Here is a 16,938-nt window from a genome sequence, read left to right as displayed (position 1 = left end):
ATATCTGCAACCAATGCCATGCGCACATGGTTTTTGCCAGCGTTACCGCTGTTGTTTTGGTATGGGGGCGTATCGCGAGACAGGTAACGCCCTGCGAGCGCATGGATATTTAGCTGTTCATAAATTACTTTGACAAACTGCTCATCATCTTGTACCGGCAACCAAAAATAAAAACCGGCATCAGGACGGCGTAGCGGTAATTTGTCTGACAGCTTGTCCATCCACAAATCAAACTTTTGGCGATATAGTTTGCGGTTTTCTTCCACATGGGCTTCATCTTGCCACGCGGTAATCGAAGCCAGCTGATGATGAATCGGCATCGCGCAGCCTTGATAAGTGCGGTACTGGGCATACGGCGCTAGTAGCTTGGCATCACCTGCCACAAATCCTGAGCGCATGCCAGGTAGATTGGAGCGTTTTGACAGCGAATGAAACACCACGCAATTGGCAAAATCATCGCGTCCGAGTTTGGCGCAGACTTCAAGTAGTCCAATTGGTGGTACGTCAAAATATAGTTCACTGTAGCACTCGTCACTGGCTAAGATAAAGCCGTATTTATCTGACAATTCTATAAGTCGTTGCCACTGCGCCATATCCATCACCGAGCCAGTTGGGTTGTTTGGACTACACACAAAGACCAGTTGAGTCTTTTCCCAAACCTCGCTTGGCACGCTGTCATAGTCACCGACAAAATTATTGTCGGCGGTACAATTGACAAAATACGGCTGTCCACCAGCGAGCAGCGTCGCCCCTTCATAAATCTGATAAAACGGATTTGGCATCACCACGTAAGGTCGTTTGCTATCCTCACGGTTAAACGCCGCTTGTACAAAACTAAATAGCGCCTCACGCGTACCCATCACCGGTAACACTTGGGTGTCGGCATTTAATTGTTTGACCTGAAAACGGCGCTGAACCCAATCGGCAATCGCTTGGCGCAGCTCGGGCAAACCGTTGGTGGAGGGGTAATTTTGGATTTTAGCCAAATTGTCTTTGATGACGTCTAACACAAACTGTGGTGGCGTGTGCTGCGGCTCACCGATACCCAGTTTAATCGGGGCATAGTCTGGGTTTGGGGTGATGCCTTGTAGCAAGGTTGCCATCTTGGCAAACGGATAAGGGTGCAAAAGCTGTAATTGCGGATTCATAAGGGGTTGGCTGTCCATATATGCGAGAGAACTAATTTTAAAATACTGTGATTTTAAAATCCCGGTACTTTTAAAATACTGTGATTTTAAAAGTACCGGGATTTTAAAAATACTGTGAAAAATGAGGTTACTTTACCCCGAATCGCTGAGTTTGCCAAGATTGAACCAAAAGTTTGCTAAAAGTTGATACTCAATTAACGTTTTGAACCATGAGTTTGGGCAGTATTTCGCTCAGAGTTCCGCTCAAAAAAATGGGTAAAGGTAAGTATCAAGGTAAAAAGGGTGGGGAAAAAGCAGGTGTTTACTATATCATGCACACTGCCTTGCCAGTACCAATGCTTGTCGATTATAAGCTGGTCATGTCTGTCTAGCACTTCACCCATGCTGGCAGCAGCAATCACCGCAAATAAGGCAATAAGCCAACGGTAGCGGTGATTTTTAAAAAGTAGACTTGTGATAAGAAATACCCCAATGCCAACGTAAATATGCAGGGCATCTCGCTCTAAGCCTGTGAAGCTAACGATATGGGTTTTGATATCTTGGAATACGGAGTCGTACATAGGAAGATTAATTTTGATGAGAGGGTTGGCAGAGCATAGCGATTTTCTGCCAACGGTTAAATACGGTTTTTGTGTTGAATTATTACGCGCTTATTATTATTTAAAAAAATAACCTATATGATAAACTTGAATAATTTGTGACTTAACTAATATTAATTTAAAAATAGGTCGGATTGTGATTTTTAAGTTAACACTCTTAGTTTTGGACGAATTTTATTGCTGGTTAATTTGAAAGTAATTTCATCGAAAATTTGAAATCCGAAATCTAATGGTTGATGAAAATTACGTCCTTCTTTCTTAAGTAAAATATCAATAATTTTATTAAGTAAAATTGGTTCATCACGCTCAACAGACTCAGGTTCAGAATTATAATAGCCATTTTTACTAAACTCGATAGTATTAGCGCGATATTTCCATTCACTTAATAAACCTAATTTATGTAGATTGTAATTTAGTGCAACCAATGAAACTTTCCAATAATGTTTATAATGAATCATATTTTGCAATGATAAATTATTTGGTGCATTGCTAATGAATAAATCTTTAGGCATAAGAAAACTAGCTGCAAATCTATCAGCTTGATTTTCTTTTTCTTTCATATTTTGAAGAACATTAACATCATCACTATGTAGAATTATATGACCTAATTCATGAGCAGCATCAAATCGTTGTCTTTCAGGTGATTTAAATGTGTTTAAAAAAATAATGGGTCTGCCATCATGATAAAATGAAAAGGCATCTACTTCTTTGACTTCTAAAGGAAGTCTAAAAACTGCTATACCATGCGACTCTAAAACACCTATCATGTTCTTAATAGGTAACATTCCCAGCTTCCACTCAGCTCTCAATGTAAGTGCGGTTTTCTCTGGGTCATCAATCAAGTTATCAATATCAACATTAATACCTTTGAATTTAGGTAAATTAGAAATTTTATTATCGAAAAATTCTAATGTTTGTATAGCAAACTCGCTATATGCACGGGCGGAATTACGATATTGAGCTTTAATACGATTAAATGAACGATAAAAAATCTGTTCATCACTAACTCTTTTATCATAATTAGATTGAAAGAAACTAAAAGGCAAACCTAATTTTTCACTTAGTAAGACAATTCTTTCAAAGTCAGGTACAAAGGGTTTATTTTCATTTAAATAATTTGAAACTGTTACTTCTGTACATGAAAGAATATTAGATAAATCTTTGTTTGATAAACCTCTAAGGTCTTTTGCAACTTTTAAACGATATTTACTAAAACTTAAATTTGCTAAATTATTCATCACTACCTGTAACTTTATATCCAATATCAAATGAATCTTCATTAATCGATTCATCTGCAAATTCACTAATATATGAAGTTGATTCACCATCTTGAGTAAATATTAAACGGGACTCATGATTGATAGGGAAAATCTTATCTTCGTTTACCACATATACAGAAGTGGGTTTAGCAACTTCAAATATAAGTTCTGGGCTATCAGATTGATAAATAGCATGTCCTCTTGAGGGATAATATAGAAACCAAGTTTCAATTTCACAGTCAGGCTGATTTAATTTAATTTTTGTTTCGGTTTCACTACCTTTCGGGCAATTTGAAGAAATAGGAGCATCTATGTTTCCTATTGATTTATTTGCTGACATTACTACTAATTGAATTTTGTATTTTTCATTTATAAGAGTAGGTTGACCATTTAAACGTTCATGTTTATAACCCAAAAGTAATAATTGTTGAGCAATCGATTCATTAATATCACCCCAACGAGATATGCCACTTGCAGGATTTAAATTTGATTTATAATCAAAATTATTGTCTGCTGATTTTATAGCATCAAAAACTAACTGTGGCTCGAAACCAAACCGCTCATTTAATATTTCAACGGCTTGAGATTTAGTTATAATTTTTGTATCGTGATTTATCTCATCAATTTCAGGAAATAGTTCATACTGAGAAATTTGGAACATACTTAATTACCCTTTGGATTTTTATAAATTATAACATCAATTGATGTATGAAAAAATAAAAATTATGAAATAATTCTATTGATCCCACTCACCTTTTGAAACCCTTTTGGCAGGAGTGCACCGCGTCGACCGCGTGTACCCATAAAATTGGCAATATCCATCGGTTTGAGCGTCAACGTGCGTTTACCACTGTCCAATGACAAACTATCCCCTTCGGCAAATGTGGTGATGGCGACCACACTGTCACCGTCTTTTAAATCAATCAGCTTATTGCCTTTGCCTTTTTTCATCATCGGTAACTCAGTCAATGGGTATACCAGCAAATGCCCTGCCGAGCTGACCACGCCAACTAGCGTATCTTGCTCACCAATTTGGTGGGTTATTAAACTACAGGCGTCATCAAAATTAATCACATTTTTGCCCGCTTTTTGATTGGTATCAAGATCAGCAAAGGTGTTAATAAAGCCATACCCTTGTGAGCTTGCCATGATGAGCTTACTGTCATCTTGTCCCATCAGTACATTGACAAAACTTGCCCCGCCCGTGGGTTTTAGCAGGCTTGTGAGTGGCTCGCCTTGCCCCCGCGCAGAGGGTAAGGTATGGGCATCGAGGCGATAGCTGCGACCGGTGTTATCCATGAGATAGACTTTTTCATTGGACTTGCCTTGCGCATGGGCAAGATAGGCATCGCCCGAACGGTAATTCATATTGGCGGCATCGACATCGTGCCCTTTGGCGGAGCGAATCCAGCCTGATTTTGACACGATGACCGTCACAGGCTCGCTTGGGGTTAGGTCAGTTTCTTTAAGCGCGGTGGCTTCCGTGCGTTCTACAATCGGCGATTGGCGTTTGTCGCCATGCTCTTTCATATCGGCAGTGAGCTCTTCAATCATTAAGCCCGTCAATTTGTCTGGGTTGTTCAAGTATGCTTCGATTTGGGCTTTTTCTGTTTCTAAGTCACTTTGTTCACGTTTGAGCTCAATTTCTTCAAGGCGTGCCAATTGACGCAGACGAATATCCAAAATCGCGTTGGCTTGGATTTCGGTCAAATCATAGCGCGTCATCAATTCTGCTTTTGGGTCGTCTTCCTCACGGATGATACGGATGATCTCATCAATATGAAGATAGGCAATCAGCAAACCTGCCAAGATATGCAGGCGCTGCTCGATTTTATCTAAGCGGTATTGCAAACGGCGCGTGACAGTATCTCGGCGCACAGACAGCCATTCGGTGAGGATGGTAAGCAGTGATTTGACTTGGGGTTTGCCATTGGTGCCAATCATGTTGAGATTAACGCGGTAATTACTCTCAAGGTCGGTACTGGCAAACAGATGGCTCATCATCGGCTCGATATCAACACGGTTAGAGCGCAGCTCAAGCACGATACGGCAAGCGTTTTGGTGGTCGGATTCGTCATGGATGTCTGTTACCCAAGGCAGTTTTTTGGCATTAATTAAATTGGCAATTTGCTCAATGATTTTATTGCCGGAGATTTGATAGGGTAGCGCATCGATGATGACTAAGTTTTTTTCTTTGTCATCGACATGATAAGTAGCGCGCATTTTGTAGCTACCACGACCCGTTTTATATAGCTGTAGCAAATCCTCAGGCGAGGTGATGATTTCTGCTTTGGTCGGCAAATCGGGTGCAGGGATGTACTTTGCCAGCTCTTTTTCCGTCATTGTGGGTTTTTTAAGTAGCGCAATACAGCCTTTGACCACTTCAGACAAGTTATGCGGCGGAATATCGGTTGCCATACCGACCGCAATGCCGGTTGTGCCGTTAAGCAAGATGTTCGGTAGGCGGGCAGGCAAGGTGACGGGTTCTTGCAGGGTGCCATCAAAGTTGTCTTGCCAATCGACAGTGCCTTGACCAAGCTCGTTTAGCAAGGTATTGGCATAAGCCGACAGCTTGGCTTCGGTATAGCGCATCGCAGCGAAGGATTTTGGGTCATCGGGCGAGCCGAAATTGCCTTGACCGCTAATGAGTGGATAACGGTAGCTAAACGGTTGGCTCATCAACACCATGGCTTCATAACAGGCGGAGTCGCCATGCGGATGGTATTTACCAATGACGTCGCCGATAGTGCGCGCTGATTTTTTGGGTTTGGCGGTATTTTTGAGCCCAAGCTCGCTCATCGCATACACGATACGGCGCTGCACGGGTTTTAACCCGTCGGCAACGTGTGGCAATGCCCGGTCCATGATGACGTACATCGCGTAGTTGAGATACGCGTTTTCGGTAAATTCAGCGACTGAGCGAGTGGGGTTGTTCAAATCGTTTGGTTTGGTAATTTTTGCTACAAAGGTATCAGACATAATGGTTACTTAATCAATGACAAAAAATAAAAGAAAGTGCAAAAGAAAGAAAGTTCAAAAGAGAGATAAGAAGTATGAGGAAATATCATAAAGCTTGAGAGTAGAAAAACAAGTATTAATCCATGACATGGCAAATTTGCTCAGTTTCACGCGTCAAACTGTGTCGCAAAAACGCCTTTTAAAGATAATTGGACACTGTAGCTGCTTTAACAGTCAAATAACGGATAACTATTTCGATGCGAAATCATTTTTATCATCCCATAAGTACAGAGAATAGGCTTGAGAATTGAGTAAATATTTAGTATGTTAATAACACATTTGGCCGCGATTTTTAATATAATTTTTAGTAGTGGGATGGACCTTTTTATAAAAATTCTTTTAATTATCAATATGCTATTCGCTGATAGACCGCATACCTAAGGAAAACATTTCTCATGAATGAATCAACCACCTCAGCTCAAACCCCTGACAACAATGCCCAATACAATGCGCCTATCGATACTCCCATCGATACTATGGAAGCGCAGCCACATGCGCCAAAGCTTACCGATCATCATGAGAAACCTTGGTTAAAGACTTACCAGCATTACGGCATGAACTATAACATGCAAATGCCCGGTGACGAAGTTAACCTAATGAATGTTTTTGAAAAGAATTTCGAACAATTCAATGGAAGTGATGCCTTTGTGTGCATGGGTAGTAGCATGACCTATCGTCAGCTAGATACTTACAGCCGCCAAATCGCGGCATATTTGCAGGGATTGGGTCTACAAAAAGGCGATACCGTTGCGGTGATGATGCCAAATATCTTGCAATACCCCGTGTGTATGATTGGTATCATCCGCGCAGGTTTTATCTTGGTCAATGTCAATCCACTATACACCGCTCATGAATTAGCGCATCAGTTAGAAGACTCGCAAGCCAAAGCGTTATTTATCGTTGAAAACTTTGCCAAAACCTATCAAGATATCGGCAAAAAAATGGTTGATCACGTTATCGTCTGTTCAATCGGTGATTTGATGGGTACGTTCAAAGGTATGCTCGTCAATACCGTGGTCAAATATGTCAAAAAAGCCATTCCAGCTTGGCAAATTGACGGGCATGTGACCTTTAAGAGTGTGATCAAGCAAGCTTCTGCCAGTCGCTATCAGCGCCCAGAGGGTATCAAAGGCAGTGATATTGCGGTACTACAGTACACTGGCGGCACCACAGGGGTTGCTAAAGGTGCGATGCTTACCCACAGTAACTTGGTATCCAATATGCTACAGTGCCAAGAGTTCGCCAGACAAGTGTTCCCCAATCAAATGGTGGGTGAGTACGTCGTCATTGCCTTACCGCTCTATCATATTTTCTCATTTACCGCCTGTGCGCTACTATGTATGAACATGGGCTTTACCGGTGTATTGATTCCAAACCCCCGCGACCTGGACAGTTTTGTCAAAGAATTAGCAAAATATAAGCCAGTGTTCTTCCCTGCGGTGAACACATTATTTAATGGCTTGGCGCACCACGCCGGTTTTCGCGCATTAGACCACAGCAAATTGCGTTTGTCGCTAGGCGGTGGTATGTCGGTATTGCCTTCAACCGCTGAAGAGTGGAAACGTATTACAGGTACCAATATCCTAGAAGGCTATGGTTTGTCCGAAACTTCACCCGTTGCCACCCTAAACCCCTTGGCACAAGAGCAATTTAGTGCCAAAATTGGTATCCCGATGCCCAACACCGATATCAAACTGCTCGATGACAACGGCAATGAAGTCGCAGCAGGTGAGCGTGGTGAGATTGCAGTTAAAGGTCCACAAGTGATGAAAGGCTACTGGCAGCGTCCTGAAGCCACTACAGAAGTAATGACAGCAGACGGTTATTTCAAAACCGGTGACATCGCTGTCATTGATGAGCAAGGCTACTTCAAAATCGTTGACCGTAAAAAAGACATGATTTTGGTATCAGGATTTAACGTCTATCCAAACGAAGTTGAAGAAGTGCTAGCGGCGCATCCTAAAGTGTTGGAAGTCGGGGTGATTGGGGTGCCGAGCGAAAAAAGCGGTGAAGTACCAAAAGCGTTTGTGGTACGTAAAGACCCAAGCCTCACCGAGGAAGAGTTGCTGCAATATGCGCGAAGCGAGTTAACGGGTTATAAACGTCCGCGTAAAGTTGAGTTTGTGGATGAATTGCCAAAATCAAACGTTGGCAAAATCCTGCGTAAAGAACTGCGTAAACTTGAAGAAAAAAAGTAAGCTAACGCTTGTTGCCAAAACCCAGCTTTTCTATATCAGATTAGTTGGGTTTTTTATTGCATCGCGCCCAACTAACCTTATAAAATTGGGGATACCAATAGGCTGTTATGAGCAATACTGAGTTTATGGATGACGCTATTTCACCAATCAATGAGCGCCCGATGCATGAGATGTATGAATGGGAAGAAAATCAGCAACCGTGGCTGATTAGCTACGAGCGCTATAACATTCGTAGTACCATCGATATGCCAGATGAACAAACGTCGCTGATTGACATGTTAGAAGCGGGGTTTGCCAAACATGCGCGGCAAGTGGCGTATTACTGCGATGATCAGGAGATTACTTACGAGCAACTAGATAAACTGAGTCTAAAGATTGCCATTTATCTGCAGCAGTTAGGGCTCAAGGTCGGCGATGCTATTGGCGTGATGTTGCCCAATATTTTGCAATATCCTGTGATTACCCTTGGTGTCATCCGTGCTGGCATGGTACTGGTAAGTATGAATCCTTCCTACACCAGCCGCGAGCTTGAGCACCAAATGGATGATGCCGACATCAAGGCGTTGTTTATATTAGATAAATTTATTTATACCTATAAAGACATTGCCGATAACCTTAACCGCGATTTACATCATTTAATCATCTGTCGTTTGGGTGATTTAAAAAGTAAGCTCAAAGGTGCATTAATCAATTTGGTCTCAGCGACCACCGATTTGCCGCCAAAAGGTAATTGGATATATTTTAGTCATTTATTAGCGGGCGCTAGCAAGGCTTATCAACGCCCAAATCTCACGTTATCGAATATCGTATTAATTCAATATACCGGTGGTACCACAGGGACGGCAAAAGGCGCAATGCTCAGTCATGGCAATGTGATTGCCAATTTGCTGCAAATCGATGCGTTGATTCGCAGCGCGTATGATGAAGAAGGGCAGGAAGATATTATTTTGGCGTCATTGCCGCTGTATCATGTATTTTCATTCACCATTTGCTGTGTTTTTATTTTGTATCGTGGGTTTGCATCAAGACTCGTGCCCAATCCACGTGATATCAATGAACTGGTCAATACGCTAAGGCGTACACCGCCGCATTTTATTTTAGGGGTCAATACGCTATTTAGCGCCTTGATACAGCATCCTGAGTTTCGAAGGCTCGATTTTTCCCAACTCAAAGCCACCATTGGCGGGGGCATGGCAATCCTACCCAGTGTTGCCAAAAAATGGCACACCATCACAGGGTTGCCGATTATCGAAGGGTATGGGCTCTCAGAAACCGCACCTGTGATTACCTTTAATCCGTTAACTATCGCAGAATTTACCAACAAAGTCGGGCTGCCCACCCCTGCCACTGACATCATCTTATTGGACAACAACGACCAACCTGTGCGCATTGGCGAACGCGGGGAAATCGCCGTCAAAGGCCCGCAAGTGATGGTGGGGTATCGCAATCTACCTGTCGAGACCGCTAATGCGTTTACCGCGACAGGCTATTTGCGCACGGGCGATATTGGCATCATTGATGAGCGCGGTTTTATCAAAATCGTTGACCGTAAAAAAGACATGATTGTGGTGTCAGGGTTTAATGTCTACCCAAATGAGATTGAATCGGTGATGCTTGAGCATGCCGATGTGCTCGAGTGTGTGGCGATTGGGGTACCAAGCGCGACGCGCGGGGAAGAGCCCAAAATATTTGTGGTCAGAAAACACAACCGCGTCACCGCTGAGCAGCTACTGGCGTTTGGTAAACAGCATTTAAGTGGCTATAAACGCCCACGCTATGTCGAATTTGTCGATAGTCTGCCCAAGTCCAATGTTGGTAAAATTTTACGTAAAGAGCTGCGTAAGCGTGAAGGGCTTGAATAGCAACCTGCCATGTTGCCGACGGAATTGTCTTGCTAAAACTGGGTTGGCAAGGTAGCATAAAACCACTGTAATTTTTGCCCATTGCTTAAAAACTATCTACCAAACCGTCAAGGCGGTCTTTTAGGGAATCTTATGCGTATCGATAATCGTGAAAACAACCAACTTCGCCCAATTAGTTTTGTGCGCAACTTTACCAAACATGCCGAAGGTGCCGTGTTGGTCAGCTATGGTGATACCAAAGTGCTATGTACCGCCAGTATCGAAACCCAAGTACCGCGCTGGCTCAAAGGCACAGGTAAGGGCTGGATTACCGCTGAATACGGTATGTTGCCACGTGCGACCCACGAGCGTACCCAACGCGAAGCCGCCAAAGGTAAACAATCAGGTCGTACCCAAGAGATTCAGCGGTTGATTGGTCGTAGCTTACGGGCGATGGTCGATCTTGAAAAGCTTGGGGAAAATACCATCCATATCGACTGTGACGTGCTGCAAGCCGATGGCGGTACCCGTACTGCCAGTATCACCGGTGCGGCTGTGGCATTGGTCGATGCGTTAGAAAAATTGCAAGCCGCCAAAAAACTCAAAGCCGATCCTTTGGTAGGCTTGGTAGCGGCGGTCTCTGTGGGTATCAAAAATGGCGAAGTACTCTTGGATTTGAACTATAGCGAAGACTCAAGCTGTGACACAGATCTTAACGTCGTGATGACGCAAAAAGGCGAGTTTATCGAGATTCAAGGCACTGCCGAAGAAAAACCGTTTACCCGTGCGCAAGTGGATGAAATGCTAGCGATTGCCGAAGAAGGCATCAAACAGCTGATTGCCGAACAACAAGCAGTGCTAGGTTGGTAAAATAGCCTAACAAAACAAGCTAGACTAGTAAGGGCGTAGCGCATACGCCCTTTTAATTGTCATAGAGATTATTATGTTAAAAGTCACCGACACAGGCGTTACCATTGGTTTGCAAAGTCAAGCGGTGACACCCACCATATTGACCCAAATACTTTGGGTAGGTATAGCCATTGCCGTGGTAGGGCTATTGATGGCATTTAAAATGCTCTCAGTCGCCATCGGCTCGCTGATGATTTTACTAGCCATCATCGCAAGTGTTGCGTGGCAATCATTCAACCGAAAAAAAGAGGTGCCTACTTTAACAGGGGGTGAGCTGCGACTGACCCAACAAGGTTTTAGCCATCACCAAGGTGCTAAAGTCACAAGCTATCAGTTGTTGCCCAGCGATAGCATTGAGCCGACCACCGATGGCATGACCATCTACAATGCTGACGGTCTAACCTTGTATCACATCACAGGTTTTCATGACCCTAAACATATCAAAATCGCCCAAGCCGTCATACAAGGTAAGCCCATCAAAACCCAAGGCAAAGCAATCAAACTACAAAGCACTTAAGCAAAAAACCACACCCTATCTCACACAGTGGGTAGGCTTAGTTACCAAATCATAATAATTTTTTTGCCAATACTTGTTAAAATCCTTAGAGATGATTAATCCACACTATGATAATAACATTCATTATTTAATTCATATAAAAAAACACGGAAGGAAAGGACGATGTCAACTGCATTAAAATTTGCCACCCCATTAATCGTTGCGATGGCGTTGGTGGGCTGTAATAAAAAAACAGAAATCACAACCACAACTACTGCCTCAGCGCCTGCTACCACAGTTACCGCTAGCGCCAATGGTGCAACGGCAACCGCTACGGTAAGTACCACGACAACATCGACCACGGCAGTTGACCCCAACATGACGCCAGAAGACCACAAAAAAGCGCGTGAAAGAATCATGAAAGATTGGAAAAAAACCAGCCAAACCATTGGTGCCATGGTCAAAGATCCAAGCAAATTTGATGCCGCGCAAGTCAAAGCCGCCGCCGACAAACTTAACCAAAATCCTTGGGTGCATTATCCAGAGACAGCTAAGGGCGGTGAAGCAAAAGATGAAATTTGGCGCGATGCTGCAGGGTTCCAACAACAAATTGATAAATTTAAAACTGCTGCCAGTGCCCTTAATGCCGCTGCTGCGACTGCAACCAGTGTTGATGGCATCAAAACCCAATTTGGCGATTTGGGCGCTAGCTGTAAATCCTGTCATGACAAATATAAAGAAGATTAATTTGTTATCCCTAATAAAAAGGCAGCATTCAATGACTGCCTTTTTTTATTGGTCTAATTAACTTTGATAAAAATTAACTTTGATAAAATTGTGATAGATATCAAACGAGGTCAATGGTAGTGGGCGCAGTTTGGTTAACTGACTTAGCAACACTTTGGCATCGGTTGACAGTTTTTGTCCCGTTTGCCAAAACTTCACCGCTTGGGCTTGTACATCGGCTTCAAAAGTGCTCTGACTGGTATCAAAATCGGCAAATAAATTATCTTTAGACACGCTAAAGGGTTTGTTGCAAGCCAGCGTCAATAAACATTCAATCGCTTGCGGCAGGATTTCTACTTGTTCGAACTGTTGCTGCTGCTGCTGATTACGTCCATCGGGCGCATACCAGTAGCCAAAGTCATTGAGCAATCGGCGTTTTTGACCTGCCATACACCAATGGCTAATTTCATGCAAGGCACTGGCAAAAAATCCATGCGCAAACACAATTTTGGCAGGCTCGGTCTCGGTCGCGGCAAAATATTCAGGCTCGTGCTCGCCTTTGACCAAAATCGTATCACGATGGCAAAACCACCGTTTGAACCAACCTATCAGCCATTGCACTTGTAATGCTTCCACCGATACCCATTGATAGTCAGTCAAACGGCGATTTTTTGTCTTTGATATACTGGCGAGTACGGGCAAAAAATTAACCCTTAATGCTAACTGCGCCTTTTTTTGGTCAATCACCGTTGTGTCCATATCATTGGCTAACACAGGCACCACCGCGAATTGACTGACAAAAGGCAGCGTCATAAAGGGGAAAATAGCAAGGGTTCGTGGTGATATTTGTGCGGATATTAGCGATAGGTGTGTGGACATAGCAAAAGTCGGGTTGATAAAAATTGCTATTATACAATTTAACAGCCCGCATCGACTAGGAAATCACGCCTACAACATGCTACCATGCAATGGATGTCAGTATGCTTTATACTACAACGCAACATAATTAAAAGGAGCGGTGAAATGACGCTACATTCTTCATCAAACGTGCCAGCACAATCATCGCAAGATGTACCAACAACTGCCCCATCCAAAACCGCCAATAACACTACCAGTGAGATTGGCTCCAGTGCCAGCTTGGTCAAGTTTATTGACTTGGCACGTTGGGAGCATAACAACGATAACCATTATCACTGGGAAGGCAAGGTGAGTCTCAAGGATTTGCCACGTATCTATGCCTTGGGTGATGAAAATCATGACAACGATCAGCCACTGGATGTGATATTAGACATTCAGAAAAAAGGGGACGTGGTATTTTGGCAATTACACACCACGGGCGTGCTTTGGCAAACCTGCCAGCGCTGCCTAGATCCTGTCGCAGTGAGTCTGGATGTCGATAGTGAGCTTGCGCTACTTGAAGATGAAAATCACGTCGCATTGCTTGATGAAGGCACAGAAATCATCCTGATTGATGAGCTAACGGATGACAATAAACTGTGGCTATTACCGATGATTGAAGATGAGTTATTGGTTGATTTGCCATTAGCGCCCAAGCATGATGACTGCGAAATGGCAGTCACTGAGGTGGGCGAGTTGCCAGAGGCAGTGGCGGAAAAAGAAAATCCGTTTGCGGTACTGGCAAGCCTAAAAAGTTAATAACAACCACACCATTAGATATGCCGTCATACACGTAGTAACAAAAACTTGCCACTAAATGTCGGTTAAGGCTTTGCTAAATAGGTTTTTTTACGTATAATATGGCGTTTATAAATTTATCCGATTGTCTGTTCCAATAGTTTGCCTTATATCCATGCTAGATATCGATATCAAGTTGTTTGCATGATGATGTAATGAGGTTAAGGGAACGATGTTTTAATAGCGAGAAGCACAGGAGCTAACCTCATGGCTGTTCAACAAAACCGTAAAAGCCGTTCACGCCGTGATATGCGTCGTTCACACGACCGCATCACAATCAATGCTGTTGCTGTAGATGCAACTACCGGTGAAAAACACATCCGTCACCATGCGACCAAAGACGGTTTTTACCGTGGTCGTCAATTATTCAAAGTAGCAGCCGTTGCTGAATAATTAGCGCAAACTGCAGGGCTTTGACATAGCTTAGTATGCATTGGCTAAGCACCAAAAAGGCTGATGATGAATCATCAGCCTTTTTTTATTTGTTTTTTATGTAAAAATACCCCAAAGAAAAAGCTAGAATTTTTTTTTCAATATGCCATAATAATCAGAGTACAATTGTACACATAAATTTGCTGACTTACTTTTGCCTGCTGGCTTGATAGTAAGTTATATTATTGCCAGCCAAGTTTGATAAGCCTATAACGTCAATCCAAGCTACTGACGCCATTTTGATTTTGCTGATAACTTTTGGTAAAGTAATCGACCAAAAAATAGCCCAAGCAAATTTTTTTAACCATGTTTTTTAGCGCTCTAGTAGACGCAATACAACATAAGCAGTACAAATAAAGTAGTACAATATAATAAGTTAGGACATTATGGACAACCCAATGCAAAGCCAAGCCAGCGCAAATCAACCAGCCACTTCATCACAAAATGCTGCATCTATGAAATATGCTGTGATTTTTCCAGGACAAGGCTCGCAGAGTGTGGGCATGCTACAAGATTGGACAGCCCAGTATCCTATCGTCAAAGCAACGTTTGATGAAGCCTCAACAGCCCTTGGGTTTGACTTGTGGGCGATATGCCAAGGGGCGTCAGGTGCCGCCTCTTTGGATGATACCGCGTATACCCAACCTGCACTATTGACCGCCAGTATGGCGATTTGGCGGGTGCTGCGCGATGAGCTTGATTTACAGCCGGCATATGTTGCCGGGCATTCACTGGGTGAATACAGTGCGCTGTGTGCCGCTGAGGTATTGAGTTTGGCAGATGCTGTAAAGCTGGTGCATCATCGTGGCCAGTATATGAGCGCAGCCATGCAATCACAAACAGGTAAAATGGCAGCGATTTTAGGTCTGCCTGATGAAGATGTACAACAAATATGTGACGCTGTGGTAGCGGAGCATACGCAGGCAGTGGTCAGTCCAGCCAATTTTAACGCGCCAGGGCAAGTGGTGATTGCAGGCAATGTGGCAGGCGTGGATTTAGCGTCAGAGAAAATCATTGCGCTTGGTAAAAAAAGCATGCCGCTTAAAGTTAGTGTACCGTCACATTGCCAGCTGATGACGCCTGCCACCGATAAGCTTGCCGCAGAATTGGAAAACGTGACATTTAACCCACCTAGCATTCCCGTGATACAAAATCGCCATGCGCGGGTAGAAACCGATGTGACCGCAATCAAACAAGCGTTGATTGAGCAGCTCAATATGCCCGTGCTATGGTCGACTATTGAGAATAATTTAGCAGACGCGCAAATCAGCTTACAAATCGAATGTGGTAGCGGTAGTGTGCTGACAGGACTAGCCAAACGCCAAGCGCAGAAAATTAACACACTAGCAACCGATACAGTGGCCAAACTAGATAATATAAAACAACAATTATCAGCCCAATAAAAAAACCAAGGAAGTATATGACTCAACGTATTGCATTAGTGACAGGCGCTAGCCGTGGAATTGGTCAAGCAATCGCCAAACGTCTAGCAAATGAAGGCTATCTTGTCATCGGCACTGCTACCAGTGAAAAAGGTGCAGCGGCAGTCAATGATTACCTACAAGAATTGGGGGGCGCAGGTCGTGTGCTCAATGTGCAAGATGCCGAGCAAATCAACCAGTTATTTGATAGCATTGAAAAAGAATTTGGCAATGTACAGGTACTAGTCAACAATGCCGGTATTACCCAAGATGGTCTGCTCATGCGAATGGATGACAATGCCTGGGAGCGCGTACTCGACGTGAATTTGACCTCGGTGTTTCGCACTAGTAAACGCGCCATAAAAGGCATGATGAAAGCGCGGCAAGGTCGCATTATTAATATCACCTCAGTAGTCGCAGCGATGGGCAATGCCGGACAAACCAACTATACGGCAAGCAAAGCAGGTATTGAAGGCTTTACCCGCTCACTGGCTCGGGAGATTGGGTCACGCCAAATCACGGTCAACTGCGTGGCACCAGGCTTTATCGACACCGACATGACTAGCGAGCTTGATGAAGCATTGATTCAACCCATGCTTAATGCCGTTCCGCTAGCCAGACTGGGCAAACCTGAAGACATCGCAGCTGCGGTAAATTTCTTGGCAAGTGAAGAAGCAGGTTATATTACCGGCACCGTGCTTGACGTCAATGGTGGCATGTACATGTAAATGGATTAGCCTGCCAAACACCAACCTAACGGGCCTTAAAATACAGTTTTTGAACTTAAAATATAGTTTTTGAAATAGTAACAGGTTGCATTATTTTATTTTGAAATAGGCAATGAGCATGATAATATGCTCTAATAGGTAGTTTACTCGATATATCATATACCCCAATGCAAGGAGAGAAGCATGAGTAACGAAATCGAACAAAAAGTAAAAGCCGCAGTAGCTGAGCAATTAGGCGTGAATGCAGAAGACATCAAAAATGAATCTTCATTCATGGATGACCTCGGTGCAGATTCACTTGACCTTGTTGAATTGGTGATGTCTTTTGAAAACGAATTTGGTATTACCATTCCTGACGAAGACAGCGCACAATTGACCACGGTGCAAAGTGCTATCAGCTACGTACAATCAAAATTGGATAACTAGTTACTAGTTACTTAATTTAGCAGCTTACTTATCACTTAGTTT

The 16,938-nt window shown here is 43.3% G+C and carries 16 protein-coding genes; 10 read left to right on the top strand and 6 right to left on the bottom strand.

Annotation, left to right across the window (positions count from 1 at the left end; genetic code table 11):
* The 5 genes from dapC to parC all read right to left on the bottom strand — a co-directional run.
* On the bottom strand, positions 1 to 1,148 hold a 1,148-nt coding region (dapC, locus tag RT034_RS04495), incomplete at its 3' end, for a succinyldiaminopimelate transaminase (protein ID WP_313014110.1).
* 194 nt (positions 1,149 to 1,342) lie between these two features.
* Positions 1,343 to 1,708 (bottom strand): hypothetical protein, encoded by a 366-nt coding sequence (locus tag RT034_RS04490; protein WP_313014108.1) that lies wholly within the window; start codon positions 1,706 to 1,708, stop codon positions 1,343 to 1,345.
* A 182-nt stretch (positions 1,709 to 1,890) separates the two neighbouring features.
* A complete protein-coding gene (locus RT034_RS04485) occupies positions 1,891 to 2,985 on the bottom strand; it encodes an XRE family transcriptional regulator (protein ID WP_313014106.1) in 1,095 nt (364 codons plus the stop codon).
* Positions 2,978 to 3,667, bottom strand: a complete 690-nt coding sequence (locus tag RT034_RS04480; RefSeq protein ID WP_128680752.1) for a hypothetical protein — start codon at positions 3,665 to 3,667, stop codon at positions 2,978 to 2,980. The genes RT034_RS04485 and RT034_RS04480 overlap by 8 nt, the downstream gene beginning before the upstream one ends.
* Positions 3,668 to 3,729: 62 nt before the next feature.
* Positions 3,730 to 5,985 carry a DNA topoisomerase IV subunit A gene (parC, locus tag RT034_RS04475; protein ID WP_313014103.1) on the bottom strand — a complete coding sequence of 752 codons (2,256 nt, stop codon included), beginning with the start codon at positions 5,983 to 5,985 and terminating at the stop codon, positions 3,730 to 3,732.
* Positions 5,986 to 6,500: 515 nt separating this feature from the next.
* Here parC and RT034_RS04470 point away from each other — a divergent pair.
* The 5 genes from RT034_RS04470 (at position 6,501) to RT034_RS04450 (ending at position 12,215) form a co-directional block, all read left to right on the top strand.
* Positions 6,501 to 8,222: an AMP-binding protein gene (locus RT034_RS04470; protein WP_313014159.1), complete on the top strand. Its 1,722-nt coding sequence runs from the start codon at positions 6,501 to 6,503 to the stop codon at positions 8,220 to 8,222.
* A gap of 107 nt (positions 8,223 to 8,329) precedes the next feature.
* Entirely contained in the window at positions 8,330 to 10,084 is a 1,755-nt protein-coding gene (locus RT034_RS04465) for an AMP-binding protein (RefSeq protein ID WP_409566301.1), read from the top strand.
* A 132-nt stretch (positions 10,085 to 10,216) separates the two neighbouring features.
* Positions 10,217 to 10,933 (top strand): ribonuclease PH, encoded by a 717-nt coding sequence (gene rph / locus RT034_RS04460; protein WP_060994509.1) that lies wholly within the window; start codon positions 10,217 to 10,219, stop codon positions 10,931 to 10,933.
* 73 nt (positions 10,934 to 11,006) lie between these two features.
* Positions 11,007 to 11,489: a hypothetical protein gene (locus tag RT034_RS04455; RefSeq protein ID WP_313014101.1), complete on the top strand. Its 483-nt coding sequence runs from the start codon at positions 11,007 to 11,009 to the stop codon at positions 11,487 to 11,489.
* Positions 11,490 to 11,651: 162 nt separating this feature from the next.
* The gene (locus RT034_RS04450; protein WP_313014099.1) at positions 11,652 to 12,215 is read left to right on the top strand and encodes a c-type cytochrome; all 564 of its coding nucleotides are present in this window, start codon (positions 11,652 to 11,654) and stop codon (positions 12,213 to 12,215) included.
* Positions 12,216 to 12,272: 57 nt separating this feature from the next.
* On the opposite strand, the gene RT034_RS04445 is transcribed toward RT034_RS04450, so the two are convergent.
* On the bottom strand, positions 12,273 to 13,007 hold the full coding sequence (locus tag RT034_RS04445) for an elongation factor P hydroxylase (RefSeq protein WP_313014097.1): 735 nt from the start codon (positions 13,005 to 13,007) through the stop codon (positions 12,273 to 12,275).
* 210 nt (positions 13,008 to 13,217) lie between these two features.
* Between RT034_RS04445 and RT034_RS04440 the strand changes: the two genes are divergently transcribed.
* The 5 genes from RT034_RS04440 to acpP all read left to right on the top strand — a co-directional run bounded on the left by RT034_RS04440 (position 13,218) and on the right by acpP (position 16,896).
* On the top strand, positions 13,218 to 13,850 hold the full coding sequence (locus RT034_RS04440) for a YceD family protein (RefSeq protein WP_313014096.1): 633 nt from the start codon (positions 13,218 to 13,220) through the stop codon (positions 13,848 to 13,850).
* A gap of 246 nt (positions 13,851 to 14,096) precedes the next feature.
* The gene (rpmF, locus tag RT034_RS04435) at positions 14,097 to 14,282 is read left to right on the top strand and encodes a 50S ribosomal protein L32 (RefSeq protein WP_007115626.1); all 186 of its coding nucleotides are present in this window, start codon (positions 14,097 to 14,099) and stop codon (positions 14,280 to 14,282) included.
* Positions 14,283 to 14,719: 437 nt separating this feature from the next.
* Positions 14,720 to 15,724 (top strand): ACP S-malonyltransferase, encoded by a 1,005-nt coding sequence (gene fabD, locus RT034_RS04430; RefSeq protein ID WP_409566304.1) that lies wholly within the window; start codon positions 14,720 to 14,722, stop codon positions 15,722 to 15,724.
* 17 nt (positions 15,725 to 15,741) lie between these two features.
* Positions 15,742 to 16,470: a 3-oxoacyl-ACP reductase FabG gene (fabG, locus tag RT034_RS04425; RefSeq protein ID WP_313014093.1), complete on the top strand. Its 729-nt coding sequence runs from the start codon at positions 15,742 to 15,744 to the stop codon at positions 16,468 to 16,470.
* A 183-nt stretch (positions 16,471 to 16,653) separates the two neighbouring features.
* Positions 16,654 to 16,896: an acyl carrier protein gene (acpP, locus tag RT034_RS04420; RefSeq protein WP_060994515.1), complete on the top strand. Its 243-nt coding sequence runs from the start codon at positions 16,654 to 16,656 to the stop codon at positions 16,894 to 16,896.
* Positions 16,897 to 16,938: the final 42 nt, after the last annotated feature.

Origin of the sequence: Moraxella sp. CTOTU48841 (assembly GCF_032061225.1) — a bacterium.
GTDB classification, from domain to species: domain Bacteria; phylum Pseudomonadota; class Gammaproteobacteria; order Pseudomonadales; family Moraxellaceae; genus Faucicola; species Faucicola cinerea.
The sequence above is the reverse complement of the archived record's forward strand: the minus strand, read 5'-3'. Positions and strand labels throughout refer to the sequence as shown.

Bases quoted from the DNA above. Each gene is read 5' to 3' on its own strand.
- RT034_RS04440 (WP_313014096.1), top strand. From the start codon at position 13,218: ATGACGCTACATTCTTCATCAAACGTGCCAGCACAATCATCGCAAGAT.
- fabG (WP_313014093.1), top strand. From the start codon at position 15,742: ATGACTCAACGTATTGCATTAGTGACAGGCGCTAGCCGTGGAATTGGT.
- RT034_RS04485 (WP_313014106.1), bottom strand. From the start codon at position 2,985: ATGAATAATTTAGCAAATTTAAGTTTTAGTAAATATCGTTTAAAAGTT.
- RT034_RS04465 (WP_409566301.1), top strand. From the start codon at position 8,330: ATGAGCAATACTGAGTTTATGGATGACGCTATTTCACCAATCAATGAG.
- fabD (WP_409566304.1), top strand. From the start codon at position 14,720: ATGCAAAGCCAAGCCAGCGCAAATCAACCAGCCACTTCATCACAAAAT.
- rpmF (WP_007115626.1), top strand. From the start codon at position 14,097: ATGGCTGTTCAACAAAACCGTAAAAGCCGTTCACGCCGTGATATGCGT.
- RT034_RS04490 (WP_313014108.1), bottom strand. From the start codon at position 1,708: ATGTACGACTCCGTATTCCAAGATATCAAAACCCATATCGTTAGCTTC.
- RT034_RS04470 (WP_313014159.1), top strand. From the start codon at position 6,501: ATGGAAGCGCAGCCACATGCGCCAAAGCTTACCGATCATCATGAGAAA.
- RT034_RS04480 (WP_128680752.1), bottom strand. From the start codon at position 3,667: ATGTTCCAAATTTCTCAGTATGAACTATTTCCTGAAATTGATGAGATA.
- RT034_RS04455 (WP_313014101.1), top strand. From the start codon at position 11,007: ATGTTAAAAGTCACCGACACAGGCGTTACCATTGGTTTGCAAAGTCAA.
- RT034_RS04445 (WP_313014097.1), bottom strand. From the start codon at position 13,007: ATGACGCTGCCTTTTGTCAGTCAATTCGCGGTGGTGCCTGTGTTAGCC.
- rph (WP_060994509.1), top strand. From the start codon at position 10,217: ATGCGTATCGATAATCGTGAAAACAACCAACTTCGCCCAATTAGTTTT.
- RT034_RS04450 (WP_313014099.1), top strand. From the start codon at position 11,652: ATGTCAACTGCATTAAAATTTGCCACCCCATTAATCGTTGCGATGGCG.
- parC (WP_313014103.1), bottom strand. From the start codon at position 5,985: ATGTCTGATACCTTTGTAGCAAAAATTACCAAACCAAACGATTTGAAC.
- acpP (WP_060994515.1), top strand. From the start codon at position 16,654: ATGAGTAACGAAATCGAACAAAAAGTAAAAGCCGCAGTAGCTGAGCAA.